A 17,056-nucleotide genomic window follows, 5' to 3' on the forward strand; every position below is an offset into this window, starting at 1 on the left:
CGGATTACATCATCACCACGTCAAACTGCTCCGGGTTATAGAGCGGCTCTATCTGCACTTTTACCTGTTTGCCGACAAAGATTTCCACTTCTGCCAGCGCGTGGGACTCTTCCCCTTTCAGGGCTTCCGCCACCGAAGGAGAAGCATAGACCAGGAAGCGGTCGGAGTCGTAGGCGTGATGCACACGAACGATCTCACGCATGATCTCGTAGCAGACGGTCTCCACCGATTTCACCGTACCGCGGCCATGGCAGGTCGGGCACTCGTTGCACAGCACATGCTCAACGCTTTCACGGGTGCGCTTGCGGGTCATCTCAACCAGGCCCAGCTGGGAGAAGCCGTTGATGCTGGTTTTCACGCGATCTTTACTCAGAGCCTGCTCCAGGGAGTGCAGCACGCGGCGGCGGTGGTCTTCGTTACTCATATCGATAAAGTCGATGATGATGATGCCACCCAGATTGCGCAGACGAAGCTGACGCGCAATGGCCTGCGTCGCTTCGATGTTGGTGTTGAAAATGGTGTCGTCCAGATTGCGGTGACCAACAAACGCCCCGGTGTTGATATCCACGGTGGTCATCGCTTCGGTCTGGTCGATAATCAGATAACCGCCGGACTTGAGCTCGACCTTGCGCTCCAGCGCGCGCTGGATTTCATTTTCAACATCGAACAGATCAAAAATAGGCTGCTTGCCGGTGTAGTGCTCAAGCAGGCCCGGCATTTCCGGGATGTACTCCGCGGTAAACTCGAGCAGCGCGTCATAGGTCAGACGGGAATCAACGCGGATGCGGTCCAGCTGGGCATCGGCGAAGTCGCGCAGAACGCGCTGGGCCAGTGCCAGCTCTCCGTACAGCTGATAGCGGGTCTGGTTGCGTTTTTTACGCTCCATCACTTTGGTCCAGACGCGTTTCAGGTAGGCGGCATCCGAAGCCAGATCGTCTTCGCTGATCCCCTCCGCCGCGGTGCGAATAATGAATCCGCCCTGCTCATCACAGTACGCGCCCACCACCTTTTTCAGGCGCTCGCGCTCGCTTTCGCTCTCGATACGCTGGGAGACGCCAACGTGCGATGCGCCAGGCATAAAGACCAGATAACGGGAAGGTAAGGTGATGTCGGTAGTCAGTCGCGCGCCTTTGGTGCCCAGCGGATCTTTCACCACCTGCACCATCAGATCCTGGCCCTGACGCACCAGCTCGGAGATATCACGAACGGTAAACTGTTTTTGCTCTTCACCCGCCACGCATTCGGTGTGCGGCATGATGTCGGAGGCATGCAGAAATGCCGCTTTATCGAGGCCAATATCTACAAATGCCGCCTGCATACCCGGCAGGACACGACTGACACGACCTTTGTAGATATTGCCTACTATTCCGCGCCGCGCTTCACGCTCGATGTGAATTTCCTGGAGAATTCCGCCATCGATATAGGCCACACGGGTTTCCGAGGGCGTTACGTTTACCAACAATTCAGCCGTCATAATTATCCCTTCCCTCACGCAGTGAGTTAAAATTGCTCAGCAACTCATACGTTTCCACCAGCGGTAAGCCGACTACGGCGTGATAGCTGCCATTGATCTTCCTGACAAAACAGCCACCCAACCCTTGAATACCGTATGCACCTGCTTTATCCATAGGTTCACCGCTGGCGATATAACCGGCGATATCTTCTTCTGTGAGTACTCTGAACGTGACATCAGTAACCACCAGGCAATCGAGCACGTGCTGGCGGTCTGCCAGCGCGACGGCGGTCATGACCTGATGCGTATGGCCGGACAATTTGCGCAGCATCGTAAACGCATGCTCAGCGTCGTGTGGTTTCTCGAGGACTTCACCATTGAGGATCACGATAGTATCTGCGCCCAGCACCGGTAAATCACGCGGCACCTGCGCCACGCCGGCCTGCGCTTTCTCCCGTGCCAGACGGGAAACATACTGTTGTGCGCTTTCGCCCTCGGCACGTTGCTCTTCAATGCCGGTGACGATGCGTTCAAAAGATACCCCTAACTGCGTCAGGAGTTCCTGACGGCGCGGGGAGCCGGAAGCGAGATACAAAGACGTCATAGAAACCTTTTATTGCACGGCAAATTGCTGGCGAACCTTACGCATCAGCAGGAACAACCATGGCCAGAGCACACCGTTAACTACACTACTCCAGAACACTTCCGGACGGAAAGAGACGTTGATCACTAAAAACTCTGCCCAGAAAACAATGATATCCGCGGCCATGGATAACAACATCACCACCAGCGCCTGTTGCCAGAGCGCCAGATTACGAAAGAGCTGGAATTTCAGAGCGACCAGGTATGCGATGATACTCATGGACAGGGCGCGTACGCCAAGCGTTGAGCCACTAATCAGATCCAGTATGGCACCCATCACAAAACCTGTGCCCACATTTACGCGGTGCGGCAGAGCGAGGATCCAGTAGAGCAGAATCAGCAGCACCCAGTTTGGCCGGAAAACGAGAATGTCGTCCGGCCAGGGCATCACTTGCAGTAACAGCGCGATCAAAAACGAGAGCCAGATAACCCAGCGTCCCTGGCTACGGTAGCTTGCCACTATTGCCCTCCCGGGGAGAGTTGCGGTGGCGGTGGCGCATCAGGCAGCGGCTGGGTCAGCCCGGTTGCCGGCGCAGGTACTGGCGCAGGCGGCCCCATTGAGTTTGGCGCAGGCAGAACCTGCGGCATCATCTGCATCAGACGTTCATTTGCCACGCGATGCACATCTTCCGGGGTCATCGGGTTAGTCCCGTTACGGTCGGCGCCCCACAACAGCAACAGATAGCGCAGACGCTGCAGACCCGCCGTTGGACGGGCCTGAATCACGGTATAGGCGCGCTGAGTGTCCAGCTTCACGGAGGAGACTACCCCAACCGGATACCCTTCCGGGAAACGACCGCCCAGACCTGACGTCACCAGCACATCGCCCACGCGAATATCGGTATTCGCCGGCAGATGTTCCAGCTGCAGATCGTCCGTACAGCCGTTACCGGCCGCAATCACGCGGATATCGTTACGCAGCACCTGGATCGGCAGCGCATGAGTGGCATCGCAAATCAGCAGCACGCGGCTGGTCAGCTTGGCGACCGCGACCACCTGACCGACAACGCCTTTATCGCTGATCACCGGCTGGCCTTCGTACACGCCATTGACGCTGCCCTTGTCGATCACCACCTGATCGCTATAGGGATCGTTAACGGTGGAGATCACCTGGGTCACCATCTTCTGCTCGTCCTGACGCAGCGGGGAGCCCAGTAGCTCACGCAGACGGGCGTTCTCCTGCTTGTACTGGCCCAGCATCAGTATTTCGCTGTTTTTCAGCAGCAGTTCCTGGCGTAACGCGCGGTTTTCAAGTTCGAGTTGATCGCGTGAGGACAGGGTTTGCGAGACGCTGTCGAGCAGTTCACGGGGACCATTTGATACAAAGTAGAAAGGACTGACGGCGGTATCCATGTACGTTCGGATCTGGCTGAACGTACCGAGGCGGCTATCGGCAATAATGACACCAAGCGCTACCAACACCCCAAGGATCAGGCGAAACTGTAGCGACGGGCCACGGCTAAAAATTGGCTTCATAGGCTATGCGTACTCTCGCGTCAGAGAGAAAGGGTAGCCATCCGCTACCCTTTCACACCTGACTACTCTTCGCTGAACAAGTCGCCGCCGTGCATGTCGATCATTTCCAGCGCCTTGCCGCCGCCACGGGCTACGCAAGTCAGTGGATCTTCAGCAACTACGACAGGAATACCTGTCTCTTCCATCAACAGGCGGTCGAGGTTACGCAGCAGCGCACCACCACCGGTCAGAACCATACCGCGCTCGGAGATATCGGAAGCCAGTTCCGGCGGGCACTGCTCGAGGGCAACCATGACGGCGCTCACAATGCCGGTCAACGGCTCTTGCAGCGCTTCGAGGATTTCGTTGGAGTTCAGGGTAAAGCCACGTGGAACGCCTTCTGCCAGGTTACGGCCGCGCACTTCGATCTCGCGCACTTCGTCACCCGGGTAAGCAGAACCGATTTCGTGCTTAATACGCTCTGCGGTGGCTTCACCGATCAGAGAGCCGTAGTTACGGCGAACATAATTAATGATGGCTTCGTCGAAGCGGTCACCACCAATACGTACGGAAGAGGAGTAAACCACACCATTCAGGGAGATAACGGCCACTTCAGTGGTACCGCCACCGATATCCACCACCATGGAGCCGGTCGCTTCGGAAACCGGCAGGCCGGCACCGATGGCGGCAGCCATTGGCTCTTCAATCAGGAAGACTTCACGCGCACCAGCGCCCTGAGCGGATTCACGAATAGCACGACGTTCAACCTGGGTAGCGCCAACCGGCACACACACAAGAACACGTGGGCTCGGACGCATAAAGCTGTTGCTGTGCACCTGTTTGATAAAGTGCTGAAGCATTTTCTCGGTCACGAAGAAGTCAGCGATAACGCCGTCTTTCATCGGACGAATGGCAGCGATATTACCCGGCGTACGACCAAGCATCTGCTTAGCGTCATGGCCGACGGCCGCTACGCTTTTCGGTGAACCAGCACGATCCTGACGAATGGCCACAACTGAAGGCTCATTCAGTACGATGCCTTGTCCTTTTACATAAATGAGGGTATTCGCGGTACCCAGGTCAATGGACAGGTCATTGGAAAACATGCCACGAAATTTTTTCAACATACTAAGGGATAATCCTGAAAGCTGGGGCGGAAAACAAAATCCGCTTACTTTACCAACCACACGCAGCAGCGACAAGGCGCAAAAATCGCCTGCTACGGTGAAAATTTGTGCAGCACGCTTCCTTTGTTACAAATCGTCGCCTGACTCCCTCAGGGCTGAGAAAAAACAGCGTTCCTCACGTTCATTTGTAACCCGATAAAGGTCGTTTACTGTCGTGTTGTGCGTCATACATCACGCTACAGGCGCGATATTCTACGTGAAAACTTACCAAACGGCAGGTTAAACAGAGTATCTTTGCGAATATTTTTTCACATTGCTGTCAAGAGGCTGAGAGGCTGCAAAAAAATCGCCTTGACCCCCTGTAACTCCGCGCTCTGTCAATGTCTGCCATTCGGTTCGGGACCTCAGACCTGTGGCAAAAACATGGGTTTGCGTTCCCTTGCAGGCTTCAACCAGACTCTGCACCAGCAGCTGGTTTTCCGTACGTTTTTCGATATTCCTTACCAGCCCCGGATGTAGCTTCAACAGCTCTACCTCCAGCGCCTTGATCCAGCTGGTGCTGACCAGCGTCAGACCCGCCTGCGTCACCGCCACACGAGCCCCCAGCGCATTGATCAACCGAACCACCGGCTGTAACCGACTGATGTGTTGACAAACATCCGCCTCTGCAAGTTCAAAAATAATGCGTTTACGCTGCGATTTTTCACATTGCATCAGCACATCGCGTAGCCAGCGCTGGAAACGCGGGCGGATAAGCGACTCCACCGTCACCTGCAGCGCCAGATGCTCTTCGGGCCAGTAGGATAAGAATGGCATCAATCGGGAGATTTGCTGACGGTCGTACTCTTCCGACAGGCCAAACTGCAGCACCATTGGCAGATACTCCGCCGAGCCCACCTCTTCATTGCCGTCAAAGATGCGGCACAGCAGCTCCCGATGGTGAACCTGGCCGTTAACCAGCACCGATGGTTTTTGATAGATCCGCGGCCCGCCGCGGGTGAGCATCTGCTCAATCAGGGTGCGCCAGCGCACGTTGCCGCGCCCTTTCTCTGGCAAGGAGTCATCATAAATCGCCCAGCCATTAGCCCCCTGCAGCACGGCATTGCGGGTGGCGGCCTCAGCGTGCTCCATCACCTGCTCGGTGGTCTGGCCGCCGCGCCAGGCGCAAATGCCAATATGCACCATATCATCACGATCGAGCATTTTGCTGGGGGGTAGCGCATCCACCGACTTTAACAGCAGGCTGGCAATGCTTTCTGACTCTTTCAGGGAGCGATGCGGCAGCAGCACGGCGTAATCACTGCGGTGATAGCGCGCCAGCAGTGCGCCGGGATAGCGCATCATAAAGGTGGAGAGCATGTTGATGAGCATAAACAGATGCTCCTCCGCCACCGCCCGTCCCCAGTTGTCCTTCAGCAGATCGAAGTCCGGCAGACGGACAAGCATCACCACCCCGTGCGATCCCACTTTCTCGGTATCTTCCAGCAGGGTAGCCAGCTGATTATCAAAGAAAAGACGGTTATTAAGGCCGGTTTTGTTGTCCTGGGCGGCATAGGAGCGGATCAGCGTGTCTATCCGGCTGCGCTGGTCGCTGGCAAACTGAATTTCGGACAGCAGAACGTCCAGCGCGCTGCTGGTGCGGGACGGCCATTCATAGACGGAGCCGCGCACCTGAGGCCCACGTTCACCGTTAAGGATCCGTACCGAGCGCGACTCCAGCAGCTCCTGCCCCGAGAGCTGGCGACGCAGCCAGCGCACCGCCAGAAAGATCAGCACCACCACGAAGATCACCGCCACCGTCAGGGGCGCGGTGGTCATCAGTGAGCGATAATAACTGTCCATGGGGTCCAGATAGGCCAGGCTTATGGTCATCCCGGGGTTTTTCAGGGAGGAGACGGTCAGTTCCAGATGCTGGGGTGGCGCACCGGCCGGTCGATAACCCTTTTGCCCGCTGTGGCTGAAGAGGGTTTTTCCGCCCTGGGTAATCTCGACACGCGTGATATCAACCGGAGCCATCAGCTCATCCAGTTGACGAGACAGTTCCGGAAAGGGCGTACTGACAAGGCGGGAATCAATTACCGACGCTACGGAATGGACGCGGTTCACCAGCTTTCCCTGGATCGCATTATAAAAACTGAGCGAGCAGCCAATCAGGGTGACAAAGATAGTCAAACCGGTTAGCAAGGCAATAAAAGCGGAGAACTTCGTCGATAATCGCATCCTTGAGATTACTCCGTGAGTTGATGAGGATAGCAAGTGAGCACTAACTCGCAATACGGCATCGGCATACTACCAAATCCGGTGTATCTGGCAATTTATTGCGTTAAATCGGCATTGCATGTCAATGAGCGAGTATAGTCTTCAAAAATTTTTTTCCAATCATCATGCTGAGTAAGGAATTCGTATGCAGGCTTTGATCTTAGAACAGCAGGAAGGCAAAACTCTTGCATCAGTGCAATCTATCGAAGAGAGCCGCCTGCCGGAAGGGGCCGTGACCGTTGATATCGACTGGTCCAGCCTGAATTACAAAGACGCGCTCGCCATTACGGGCACCGGCAAGATCGTGCGTAATTTCCCAATGGTTCCAGGTATCGACTTTGCGGGCCGCGTACATGCCAGCGAAGATCCACGTTTCCATGTCGGCCAACAGGTGCTGCTGACCGGCTGGGGCGTGGGCGAGAATCACTGGGGCGGGCTGGCCGCGCAGGCACGCGTCAACGGCGACTGGCTGGTGCCGATGCCGAACGGGCTCGATGGCCGTAAAGCGATGATCATCGGCACCGCCGGTTTCACCGCCATGCTGTGCGTGATGGCGCTGGAAGAAGCCGGCGTTACGCCGCAGTCCGGTGAGGTAGTGGTGACGGGCGCCAGCGGCGGCGTCGGCAGCACCGCGGTCGCCCTGCTGCATAAGCTGGGCTATCAGGTAGCGGCAGTCTCCGGGCGTGAAAGTACCCATGACTATCTGCGTAGCCTTGGTGCCAGCCGCATTCTGGGCCGCGATGAGTTCGCTGAGACCCGCCCGCTGGAGAAACAGATCTGGGCCGGTGCCGTCGATACCGTGGGAGACAAAGTGCTGGCAAAACTGCTGGCGCAGATGAACTACGGCGGCTGCGTGGCGGCCTGCGGCCTGGCGGGCGGTTTTGCCCTGCCGACCACGGTAATGCCGTTTATTCTGCGTAACGTCCGTCTGCAGGGTGTCGATTCCGTGATGACCCCGCCAGAGCGCCGGGCCAAGGCCTGGGAACGACTGGTTCGCGACCTGCCTGCCTCCTTCTATGATCAAAGCGCCACCCAGATTAGCCTTGAGCAGGCCCCGGAGTATGCCGCGAAGATCATCAATAATCAGATCCAGGGCCGTACTCTGGTGAAGCTGGCGTAATCTTCAAATTTTCGTGACATATTCGCTTTAACCCTGCTCCTCCGTCATGCTTAGAAAAACGCATGACGGAGGATGCCATGAAAGTGAAACCCCTGACGGAAGCCGATATCACCGCGGAATCCGTTTTTATGCTGAAGCGCCGCCAGATCCTGAAAATGCTGGGGATCGGTGCCGGTGCGCTGACGCTATCTCCCCTCGCCCAGGCCGACCTGCTGGACTGGTTTAAGGGTAACGATCGTCCTAAAGCGCCCCCCGGGAAGCCGCTTACTTTTACCCAACCCGCCCAGTGGCAGAGCACGCTCGCCAAAACCCCCGAAGAGAAAGTGACAGGCTATAACAACTTCTACGAGTTCGGCCTGGATAAAGCCGATCCGGCAGCCAATGCCGGCAGCCTGAAGACCGATCCCTGGACGCTGACCATCGACGGCGAAGTGGCGAAGCCCCTGACCCTCGATTACAACGATTTGACCACCCGCTTCCCGCTGGAAGAGCGAATCTACCGCATGCGTTGCGTCGAGGCCTGGTCGATGGTGGTGCCGTGGATTGGTTTCCCGCTACATAAGCTGCTGGCGATGGTGGAGCCCACCAGCGACGCGAAGTATGTCTCCTTCCAGACCCTTTACGCACCGGAGATCATGCCCGGCCAGAAAGACCGGTTTATTGGCGGTGGGCTCGACTATCCGTACGTGGAGGGATTGCGCATTGACGAGGCTATGCACCCGCTGACGCTGCTTACCGTCGGCGTGTACGGCAAAGCGCTGCCGCCGCAAAATGGTGCACCCATCCGCCTGACCGTGCCGTGGAAATATGGCTTTAAGGGCATCAAATCGATCGTCAGCATCAAGCTGACCCGTGAACGCCCACCCACCACCTGGAACCTTGCCGCACCGAATGAATACGGTTTTTACGCTAACGTAAACCCGCACGTCGATCACCCGCGCTGGTCGCAGGCGACTGAGCGGTTTATTGGCTCGGGCGGGGCGCTGGACGTTAAGCGTCAGCCGACGCTGCTGTTCAATGGCTATGCCGACCAGGTCGCATCGCTCTACCGCGGCCTCGACTTACGGGAGTTTTTCTAAGTGCGTCTGACGGCAAAACAGATTACCTGGCTGAAAGTCGCCCTGCATCTTGCAGGGTTGCTTCCTTTTATATGGCTATTCTGGGCCATCAACCACGGCGGCCTGAGTGCCGATCCGGCTAAAGATATCCAGCATTTCACCGGCCGCACCGCGCTGAAGTTTTTACTGGCGACTCTGCTGGTTTCGCCCCTGGCACGCTACGCGAAACAGCCTTTATTGATCCGTACCCGCCGCCTGCTTGGGCTATGGTGTTTCGCCTGGGCGACGCTGCATCTCACCAGCTATGCGTTTCTGGAGCTGGGCATTAACAATCTGGCCCTGCTCGGAAGCGAACTGGTTACCCGCCCTTACTTAACTCTGGGGATTATCAGCTGGGTGATTTTACTCGCGTTGACTCTCACCTCTACGCAGTCCGCTCAGCGAAAACTGGGAAGGCGCTGGCAACTTCTGCATAATTTTGTCTATCTTGTCGCGATCCTCGCCCCCATCCACTACCTTTGGTCAGTGAAAATTCTCTCACCGCAGCCGATCATCTATGCCGTGCTGGCAATAGTGCTTCTGGCATGGCGTTATAAGAAGTTTCGTCAGTGGTGGCGATAATGGGCGAAAGTGTGCAGATCCCCGCAGAACGCTTACCCTTCCCGGGCGTTTATCCGAATGCTGTTGATAATCTTCCCTGATAAGACCAGTATTTAGCTGCCAAATGCTACGAAATCGTTATAATGTGCGACTTTGGTTTCCCCGATGGGTTTTTCATAGCCAGAAAGGGTGACAATCGCGCATCGAAGGTATATTTTGTTTTTTACCGGAGAATCGCAGGAGATAGCGGCACAATGGCTGACAAGTTTCACATCTTAGTTTTAAACGGACCGAACCTGAATATGCTCGGCACCCGTGAACCCGAGAAGTACGGCACGCTGACGTTAACCGAAATTGTTAACCGTTTGGGTAGCGAAGCGGCGGCACTCAATGTGGAACTTGACCATTTTCAGTCAAACGCGGAGTACGCACTCATCGACCGCATTCATCAGGCTAAAGACACCACGGACTATATCCTGATTAATCCGGCCGCGTTTACGCACACCAGTGTTGCTATTCGTGACGCGCTGCTGGCAGTGAGCATCCCGTTTATCGAGATCCACCTCAGCAACGTGCATGCGCGGGAGCCGTTCCGCCACCACTCCTACCTGTCGGATATCGCCGCTGGCGTCATCTGTGGACTGGGGGCTGACGGTTATTCATTCGCTTTACAGACAGCGGTAAAACGCCTGTCACAATCACACTAAACAAAGAGTACGGAACCCACTCATGGATATTCGTAAGATTAAAAAACTGATCGAGCTGGTTGAAGAATCAGGCATCTCCGAACTGGAAATTTCTGAAGGCGAAGAGTCTGTACGCATCAGCCGTGCCGCGCCAAACGCAGGCTACCCGGTTATGCAACAAGCTTATGCTGCACCAATGATGCAGCAGCCAGCTCTGTCTAACGCTGTCGCGCCGGCGACGACTCCAGCAATGGAAGCACCAGCAGCAGCGGAAATCAGTGGTCACATCGTACGTTCCCCAATGGTTGGTACTTTCTACCGCACCCCGAGCCCGGACGCTAAAGCGTTCATCGAAGTGGGCCAGAAAGTTAACGCGGGCGATACCCTGTGCATCGTTGAAGCCATGAAAATGATGAACCAGATCGAAGCTGACAAGTCAGGTACTGTGAAAGCGATTCTGGTCGAAAGTGGTCAGCCGGTTGAATTTGACGAGCCGCTGGTCGTCATCGAGTAACGAGGCGAACATGCTGGATAAAATTGTTATCGCCAACCGCGGCGAGATCGCACTGCGTATTCTTCGTGCCTGTAAAGAGCTGGGCATTAAGACTGTCGCTGTGCACTCAAGCGCGGACCGCGATCTGAAACACGTATTACTGGCGGATGAGACGGTCTGTATTGGCCCGGCTCCGTCCGTCAAAAGCTATCTGAATATCCCGGCTATCATCAGCGCCGCTGAGATCACTGGCGCGGTGGCGATTCACCCGGGTTATGGCTTCCTCTCTGAGAACGCCAACTTTGCTGAACAGGTAGAACGCTCTGGCTTTATCTTCATCGGCCCGAAAGCTGACACCATCCGCCTGATGGGCGACAAAGTGTCTGCGATCACCGCAATGAAAAAAGCCGGTGTTCCAACCGTACCGGGCTCCGACGGTCCTCTGACCGACGACATGGATGCTAACCGTGCTCATGCGAAACGCATTGGCTACCCGGTTATCATCAAGGCGTCCGGCGGCGGCGGCGGTCGCGGTATGCGCGTTGTGCGCAGCGATGCTGAACTGGCTCAATCCATCTCCATGACCAAAGCGGAAGCGAAAGCAGCTTTCAGCAATGACATGGTGTACATGGAAAAATACCTGGAAAACCCACGCCACATCGAAATTCAGGTGCTGGCTGACGGTCAGGGTAACGCGATCTATCTGGCAGAACGTGACTGCTCCATGCAGCGTCGTCACCAGAAAGTGGTCGAAGAGGCACCAGCACCGGGTATCACTCCGGAACTGCGTCGCTACATCGGCGAGCGTTGCTCTAAAGCCTGTGTCGATATCGGTTATCGCGGGGCGGGTACGTTTGAGTTCCTGTTCGAAAACGGCGAGTTCTACTTCATCGAGATGAACACCCGTATTCAGGTTGAACACCCGGTTACCGAAATGATCACCGGCGTTGACCTGATCAAAGAGCAGCTGCGTATCGCGGCGGGTCAACCGCTGTCCATCAAGCAGGAAGAAGTTGTGGTTAAAGGCCATGCGGTGGAATGCCGTATCAACGCCGAAGACCCGAACACCTTCCTGCCGAGCCCGGGTAAAATCACGCGTTTCCACGCGCCGGGTGGCTTTGGTGTGCGCTGGGAGTCCCATATTTACGCCGGTTACACCGTACCGCCGTACTATGACTCCATGATCGGCAAGCTGATCTGCTACGGCGAATCCCGCGATGTGGCGATTTCCCGCATGAAGAACGCCCTGCAGGAGCTGATCATCGACGGCATCAAAACTAACGTTGATCTGCAGATGCGTATTATGAGCGACGAGAACTTCCAGCATGGTGGGACTAACATCCACTATCTTGAGAAGAAGCTCGGTCTCAATGAAAAATAAGCCTGCGTAAGCGTAAAAAGGTCGGTTAATCCGGCCTTTTTTTATTTCTGGGGATCGCCAGGCCCCATAAGGTACAATCCCCGCTTTCTTTTTCCACAAGGGACAAAAAATGGACAAGCGTTTTGTTCAGGCCCACAAAGAAGCGCGCTGGGCGCTGTGGTTAACCCTTCTCTATCTCGCCGCGTGGTTAGTAACTGCTTACATACCTGACACTGCCATTGGCATTACCGGTCTGCCGCACTGGTTTGAGATGGCCTGCCTGCTGCTCCCGCTGGTGTTTATTCTGCTCTGCTGGGCGATGGTGAAATTTATCTATCGCGATATTCCGCTGGAGGATGACGATAATGCAGCTTGAAGTGATCCTGCCCCTCGTCGCGTATCTGTTTGTTGTTTTTGGCCTGTCCGTTTACGCCATGCGCAAACGAACGACGGGCACCTTCCTGAACGAGTATTTCCTTGGTAGCCGCTCGATGGGCGGTATTGTGCTGGCGATGACCCTGACCGCCACCTACATCAGCGCCAGCTCCTTTATTGGTGGCCCGGGTGCGGCCTATAAATACGGGCTGGGCTGGGTACTGCTGGCGATGATCCAGCTGCCTGCCATCTGGCTCTCGCTGGGTATTCTCGGGAAAAAATTCGCGATTCTGGCGCGCCGCTATAATGCGGTGACCCTCAACGATATGCTGTTTGCCCGCTATCAGAGCCGGCTGCTGGTCTGGCTGGCCAGCCTGAGCCTGCTGGTGGCCTTTATCGGTGCCATGACCGTGCAGTTTATCGGTGGCGCGCGCCTGCTTGAGACCGCCGCCGGGATCCCTTACGAAACGGGCCTGCTGATTTTTGGTATCAGTATCGCGCTCTACACCGCCTTTGGTGGATTCCGCGCCAGCGTGCTCAACGACACCATGCAGGGCATGGTGATGCTGATTGGCACCATTGTTCTGCTGGTGGGCGTAGTGCATGCGGCGGGTGGTTTAACCCATGCAGTGGAAACCCTGCAGACTATCGATCCGAAGCTGGTATCGCCTCAGGGTGCGGATGACATCCTCTCCCCCACCTTTATGACCTCCTTCTGGGTGCTGGTCTGCTTCGGGGTGATTGGCCTGCCGCATACGGCCGTGCGCTGCATCTCCTATAAAGACAGCAAGGCGGTGCACCGGGGAATTATTATCGGCACCATCGTCGTGGCGATCCTGATGCTCGGCATGCACCTTGCCGGGGCGCTCGGCCGGGCGGTGATCCCGGACTTAACCGTGCCGGACCTGGTGATCCCGACCCTGATGGTAAAAGTCCTGCCGCCGTTTGCGGCCGGGATCTTCCTTGCCGCACCAATGGCAGCGATCATGTCGACAATTAACGCCCAGCTGCTGCAAAGTTCCGCTACGATCATTAAAGATCTCTACCTGAACATGCGCCCAGCGCAGATGAATAATGAGCGACTTCTGAAGCGGATGTCGGCTGTGATCACGCTGGTGCTGGGGGCGTTGCTGTTGCTGGCCGCGTGGCGGCCGCCTGAGATGATCATCTGGCTGAACCTGCTGGCGTTTGGTGGCCTGGAAGCGGTGTTCCTCTGGCCGCTGGTGCTGGGCCTGTACTGGGAGCGCGCCAACGCGGCGGGTGCCCTGAGCGCAATGATCGTCGGTGGCGTGCTCTATGCCGTGCTCGCCTCCTTTAATATTCAGTACCTGGGCTTCCATCCGATTGTGCCCTCGCTACTGCTAAGTTTGCTGGCGTTTGTGGTGGGGAACCGTTTCGGTCAATCCATACCGCAGACGGCCGTCATTTCTACTGATAAATAAAGAGTTTTGCCATGCCGTGGATCCAATTAAAACTGAATACGACCGGCGCTAATGCCGAAGCGCTGAGTGATGCCCTGGTAGAGGCCGGTGCGGTCTCTGTCACCTTCCAGGACACGCATGACACCCCGGTGTTTGAACCGCTGCCGGGTGAAACCCGCCTGTGGGGCGATACCGATGTCATCGGCCTGTTTGATGCCGAAACGGATATGGCCGAGGTGGTCGCAATTCTGGAGAATCACCCGCTGCTGGGCGCCGGTTTTGCGCACAAAATTGAGCAGCTGGAAGACAAGGACTGGGAACGCGAGTGGATGGATAACTTCCACCCGATGCAGTTCGGCAAGCGTCTGTGGATCTGCCCGAGCTGGCGCGACGTGCCGGATGAAAATGCTGTCAACGTGATGCTCGATCCGGGCCTGGCCTTCGGGACCGGCACCCACCCGACCACCTCCCTGTGCCTGCAGTGGCTGGATGGTCTGGATCTGGACGGTAAGACGGTGATCGACTTTGGCTGCGGGTCCGGGATCCTCGCCATCGCTGCCCTGAAGCTGGGCGCGGCAAAAGCGATCGGGATCGACATCGATCCGCAGGCAATCCAGGCCAGCCGCGATAACGCGCAGCGCAACGGCGTCTCCGACCGTCTTGAGCTGTATCTGCCGAATGACCAGCCTGCGGTGATGAAAGCCGATGTGGTGGTCGCCAACATCCTGGCCGGCCCGTTACGCGAGCTGGCACCGTTAATCAGCGTCCTGCCCGTTGAGGGTGGCCTGCTGGGGCTTTCCGGTATTCTTGCCAGCCAGGCAGAAAGCGTATGCGAAGCTTATACCGACCTCTTTACACTCGACCCGGTGGTCGAAAAAGAGGAGTGGTGCCGCATTACCGGTCGTAAAAAGTAAGGGTTTAGACAGGTGCCTGTTTTTTAAACTGCCCTTTTGGTTAAAGAACAGGCGATCCATTGCTAACGATCATGTTCTAAAATGCGACGCAGATCGCAAAGAACCGCGGAAATCTGCTGGTTAAAACAGCAGATTATTCGGCTTAAGGTTTCATTCTTTAAGAAAAAACGAGAAGTTTTGGGAAATTGTAAGCGGCCATAAAATCATCACACTCATTTAAGTGAATGATTTATATCGCATATAATTTTACTGGCTATGCTTTGTGTCTGATTCCATGATCTGCAACAGGTGATTGTTCAAAGTTTGGCCTTTCATCTCGTGCAAAAAATGCGTAAGATACGCCGCCTTGCAGTCACAGTATGGTCATTTCTTAACTCATGCGCATCGGAAACCACCAGCTTAGAAATCGCCTGATCGCAGCACCTATGGCAGGTATTACCGACCGGCCCTTCAGGACGCTGTGCTATGAGATGGGAGCAGGACTCACCGTTTCCGAGATGATGTCGTCTAACCCGCAGGTTTGGGAAAGCGATAAATCCCGTCTTCGGATGGTGCATGTTGACGAACCAGGTATCCGCACCGTGCAAATTGCCGGAAGCGTGCCTGAAGAGATGGCAGACGCCGCGCGTATCAACGTGGAAAGTGGTGCCCAGATTATTGATATCAATATGGGGTGCCCGGCCAAAAAGGTGAATCGCAAGCTGGCAGGTTCAGCCCTTCTGCAATACCCCGACCAGGTGAAGTCAATCCTGACGGCGGTTGTCAGCGCAGTGGACGTTCCTGTTACGTTGAAGATTCGCACGGGTTGGTCGCCGGATCACCGTAACTGTGTAGAGATTGCCCAACTGGCTGAAGACTGTGGCATTCAGGCCCTGACCATACATGGACGCACCCGCGCCTGTTTGTTCAACGGCGAAGCTGAATACGACAGCATTCGGGCAGTTAAGCAGAAAGTTTCCATTCCGATTATCGCGAATGGCGACATTACTGACCCGCTTAAAGCCAGAGCTGTGCTCGACTATACGGGAGCTGATGCTCTGATGATAGGACGTGCGGCTCAGGGAAGACCCTGGATCTTTCGGGAAATCCAGCATTATCTGGACACTGGGGAGCTGCTTGCCCCGCTGCCGCTGGCAGAGGTTAAGCGCTTGCTTTGTTCGCACGTTCGGGAATTGCATGGCTTTTATGGTCAGGCAAAAGGGTACCGAATTGCGCGTAAACACGTATCCTGGTATCTCCAGGAGCACGCTCCAAATGACCAGTTTCGGCGCACATTCAACGCCATAGAGGATGCCAGCGATCAGCTGGAGGCGTTGGAGGCATACTTCGAAAATCTTGCGTAATGAAATAAAGAGCTGACAGAACTATGTTCGAACAACGCGTAAATTCTGACGTACTGACCGTTTCCACCGTTAACTCTCAGGATCAAGTAACACAAAAGCCCCTGCGTGACTCGGTTAAACAGGCACTGAAGAACTATTTTGCTCAACTGAACGGTCAGGACGTTAATGACCTGTATGAGCTGGTACTGGCTGAAGTTGAACAGCCCCTGTTGGACATGGTGATGCAATACACCCGCGGTAACCAGACCCGTGCTGCCCTGATGATGGGCATCAACCGTGGTACGCTGCGTAAGAAATTGAAAAAGTACGGCATGAACTAATTTCGATTAGCTAAATGCTTGTATAAAAAGGCGCAAACCGGCATGGGGACGCGCCTTTTTTTATGCCCGCTTTTCCCGCCTTTTGCTCCCCTCATCACACCGCTAACAGCCGAAACGTAAACATCCGTCTGCCCACTTCTCAGCCGCTATTTTTCGTGTATATTTCCTGCACTCTTTTCCTTTGTTCCCGGAACTCCGAATGATCCGTAAGTATGGGTGGTTAGTCGTCTTCGCGATTAGCGCTTTCCTTTTTGATGCACTGTTAATGCAGTGGATCGAGTTGATGTCTACGGAAACGGACAAATGCCGCAACATGAACTCGGTGAATCCACTCAAGCTGATCAACTGCGCGGATCTGGATTAAACCCTTACTTTCCCTCGAAAAATGTGCGGACTTAAAAGCCTTTGAGGCATCTCTGTTGGATGATAA

18 protein-coding genes are annotated in these 17,056 nt (G+C 55.5%); 12 read left to right on the top strand and 6 right to left on the bottom strand.

Annotation, left to right across the window (positions count from 1 at the left end; all coding sequences use genetic code 11):
- Positions 1-4 precede the first annotated feature (4 nt).
- The 6 genes from rng to csrD all read right to left on the bottom strand — a co-directional run bounded on the left by rng (position 5) and on the right by csrD (position 6,897).
- Positions 5-1,474 carry a ribonuclease G gene (gene rng / locus SOM40_RS20930; protein WP_261644882.1) on the bottom strand — a complete coding sequence of 490 codons (1,470 nt, stop codon included), beginning with the start codon at positions 1,472-1,474 and terminating at the stop codon, positions 5-7.
- Entirely contained in the window at positions 1,464-2,057 is a 594-nt protein-coding gene (locus SOM40_RS20935) for a Maf family protein (protein WP_261644883.1), read from the bottom strand. The genes rng and SOM40_RS20935 overlap by 11 nt, the downstream gene beginning before the upstream one ends.
- Before the next feature lie 9 nt (positions 2,058-2,066).
- The gene (gene mreD / locus SOM40_RS20940; protein WP_032614566.1) at positions 2,067-2,555 is read right to left on the bottom strand and encodes a rod shape-determining protein MreD; all 489 of its coding nucleotides are present in this window, start codon (positions 2,553-2,555) and stop codon (positions 2,067-2,069) included.
- On the bottom strand, positions 2,555-3,571 hold the full coding sequence (mreC, locus tag SOM40_RS20945) for a rod shape-determining protein MreC (RefSeq protein ID WP_106994872.1): 1,017 nt from the start codon (positions 3,569-3,571) through the stop codon (positions 2,555-2,557). The genes mreD and mreC overlap by 1 nt, the downstream gene beginning before the upstream one ends.
- Before the next feature lie 62 nt (positions 3,572-3,633).
- On the bottom strand, positions 3,634-4,677 hold the full coding sequence (gene mreB, locus SOM40_RS20950) for a rod shape-determining protein MreB (protein ID WP_000913396.1): 1,044 nt from the start codon (positions 4,675-4,677) through the stop codon (positions 3,634-3,636).
- A 279-nt stretch (positions 4,678-4,956) separates the two neighbouring features.
- Positions 4,957-6,897, bottom strand: coding sequence for an RNase E specificity factor CsrD (csrD, locus tag SOM40_RS20955; RefSeq protein WP_320531062.1), 1,941 nt, complete (start codon positions 6,895-6,897; stop codon positions 4,957-4,959).
- 184 nt (positions 6,898-7,081) lie between these two features.
- Between csrD and acuI the strand changes: the two genes are divergently transcribed.
- The 12 genes from acuI (at position 7,082) to SOM40_RS21015 (ending at position 16,990) form a co-directional block, all read left to right on the top strand.
- Positions 7,082-8,056 (top strand): acrylyl-CoA reductase (NADPH), encoded by a 975-nt coding sequence (acuI, locus tag SOM40_RS20960; RefSeq protein ID WP_320531061.1) that lies wholly within the window; start codon positions 7,082-7,084, stop codon positions 8,054-8,056.
- Positions 8,057-8,133: 77 nt separating this feature from the next.
- Positions 8,134-9,135 carry a protein-methionine-sulfoxide reductase catalytic subunit MsrP gene (gene msrP, locus SOM40_RS20965; protein WP_166184284.1) on the top strand — a complete coding sequence of 334 codons (1,002 nt, stop codon included), beginning with the start codon at positions 8,134-8,136 and terminating at the stop codon, positions 9,133-9,135.
- Complete coding sequence (gene msrQ / locus SOM40_RS20970; protein ID WP_312189184.1) at positions 9,136-9,735, top strand: protein-methionine-sulfoxide reductase heme-binding subunit MsrQ; 600 nt, start codon at positions 9,136-9,138, stop codon at positions 9,733-9,735.
- A gap of 233 nt (positions 9,736-9,968) precedes the next feature.
- Positions 9,969-10,421, top strand: a complete 453-nt coding sequence (gene aroQ / locus SOM40_RS20975) for a type II 3-dehydroquinate dehydratase (RefSeq protein ID WP_166184288.1) — start codon at positions 9,969-9,971, stop codon at positions 10,419-10,421.
- A gap of 22 nt (positions 10,422-10,443) precedes the next feature.
- A complete protein-coding gene (gene accB, locus SOM40_RS20980; RefSeq protein WP_106994879.1) occupies positions 10,444-10,914 on the top strand; it encodes an acetyl-CoA carboxylase biotin carboxyl carrier protein in 471 nt (156 codons plus the stop codon).
- Positions 10,915-10,924: 10 nt separating this feature from the next.
- On the top strand, positions 10,925-12,274 hold the full coding sequence (accC, locus tag SOM40_RS20985) for an acetyl-CoA carboxylase biotin carboxylase subunit (RefSeq protein WP_106994880.1): 1,350 nt from the start codon (positions 10,925-10,927) through the stop codon (positions 12,272-12,274).
- A 109-nt stretch (positions 12,275-12,383) separates the two neighbouring features.
- Positions 12,384-12,629: a YhdT family protein gene (locus SOM40_RS20990; RefSeq protein ID WP_320531060.1), complete on the top strand. Its 246-nt coding sequence runs from the start codon at positions 12,384-12,386 to the stop codon at positions 12,627-12,629.
- Positions 12,619-14,070, top strand: a complete 1,452-nt coding sequence (gene panF / locus SOM40_RS20995) for a sodium/pantothenate symporter (RefSeq protein ID WP_320531059.1) — start codon at positions 12,619-12,621, stop codon at positions 14,068-14,070. The genes SOM40_RS20990 and panF overlap by 11 nt, the downstream gene beginning before the upstream one ends.
- An 11-nt stretch (positions 14,071-14,081) precedes the next feature.
- The gene (gene prmA / locus SOM40_RS21000; protein ID WP_261644888.1) at positions 14,082-14,963 is read left to right on the top strand and encodes a 50S ribosomal protein L11 methyltransferase; all 882 of its coding nucleotides are present in this window, start codon (positions 14,082-14,084) and stop codon (positions 14,961-14,963) included.
- A 377-nt stretch (positions 14,964-15,340) separates the two neighbouring features.
- Positions 15,341-16,306 (top strand): tRNA dihydrouridine synthase DusB, encoded by a 966-nt coding sequence (gene dusB, locus SOM40_RS21005; RefSeq protein WP_106994884.1) that lies wholly within the window; start codon positions 15,341-15,343, stop codon positions 16,304-16,306.
- A 23-nt stretch (positions 16,307-16,329) separates the two neighbouring features.
- Entirely contained in the window at positions 16,330-16,626 is a 297-nt protein-coding gene (fis, locus tag SOM40_RS21010; protein WP_000462905.1) for a DNA-binding transcriptional regulator Fis, read from the top strand.
- A 199-nt stretch (positions 16,627-16,825) separates the two neighbouring features.
- Entirely contained in the window at positions 16,826-16,990 is a 165-nt protein-coding gene (locus tag SOM40_RS21015; protein WP_166184294.1) for a DUF2556 family protein, read from the top strand.
- The last annotated feature ends 66 nt before the right edge of the window (positions 16,991-17,056 follow it).

This window comes from Leclercia sp. CFBP8987, from assembly GCF_034044995.2.
In the GTDB taxonomy this organism is placed as follows: Bacteria; Pseudomonadota; Gammaproteobacteria; order Enterobacterales; family Enterobacteriaceae; genus Enterobacter; species Enterobacter tamurae.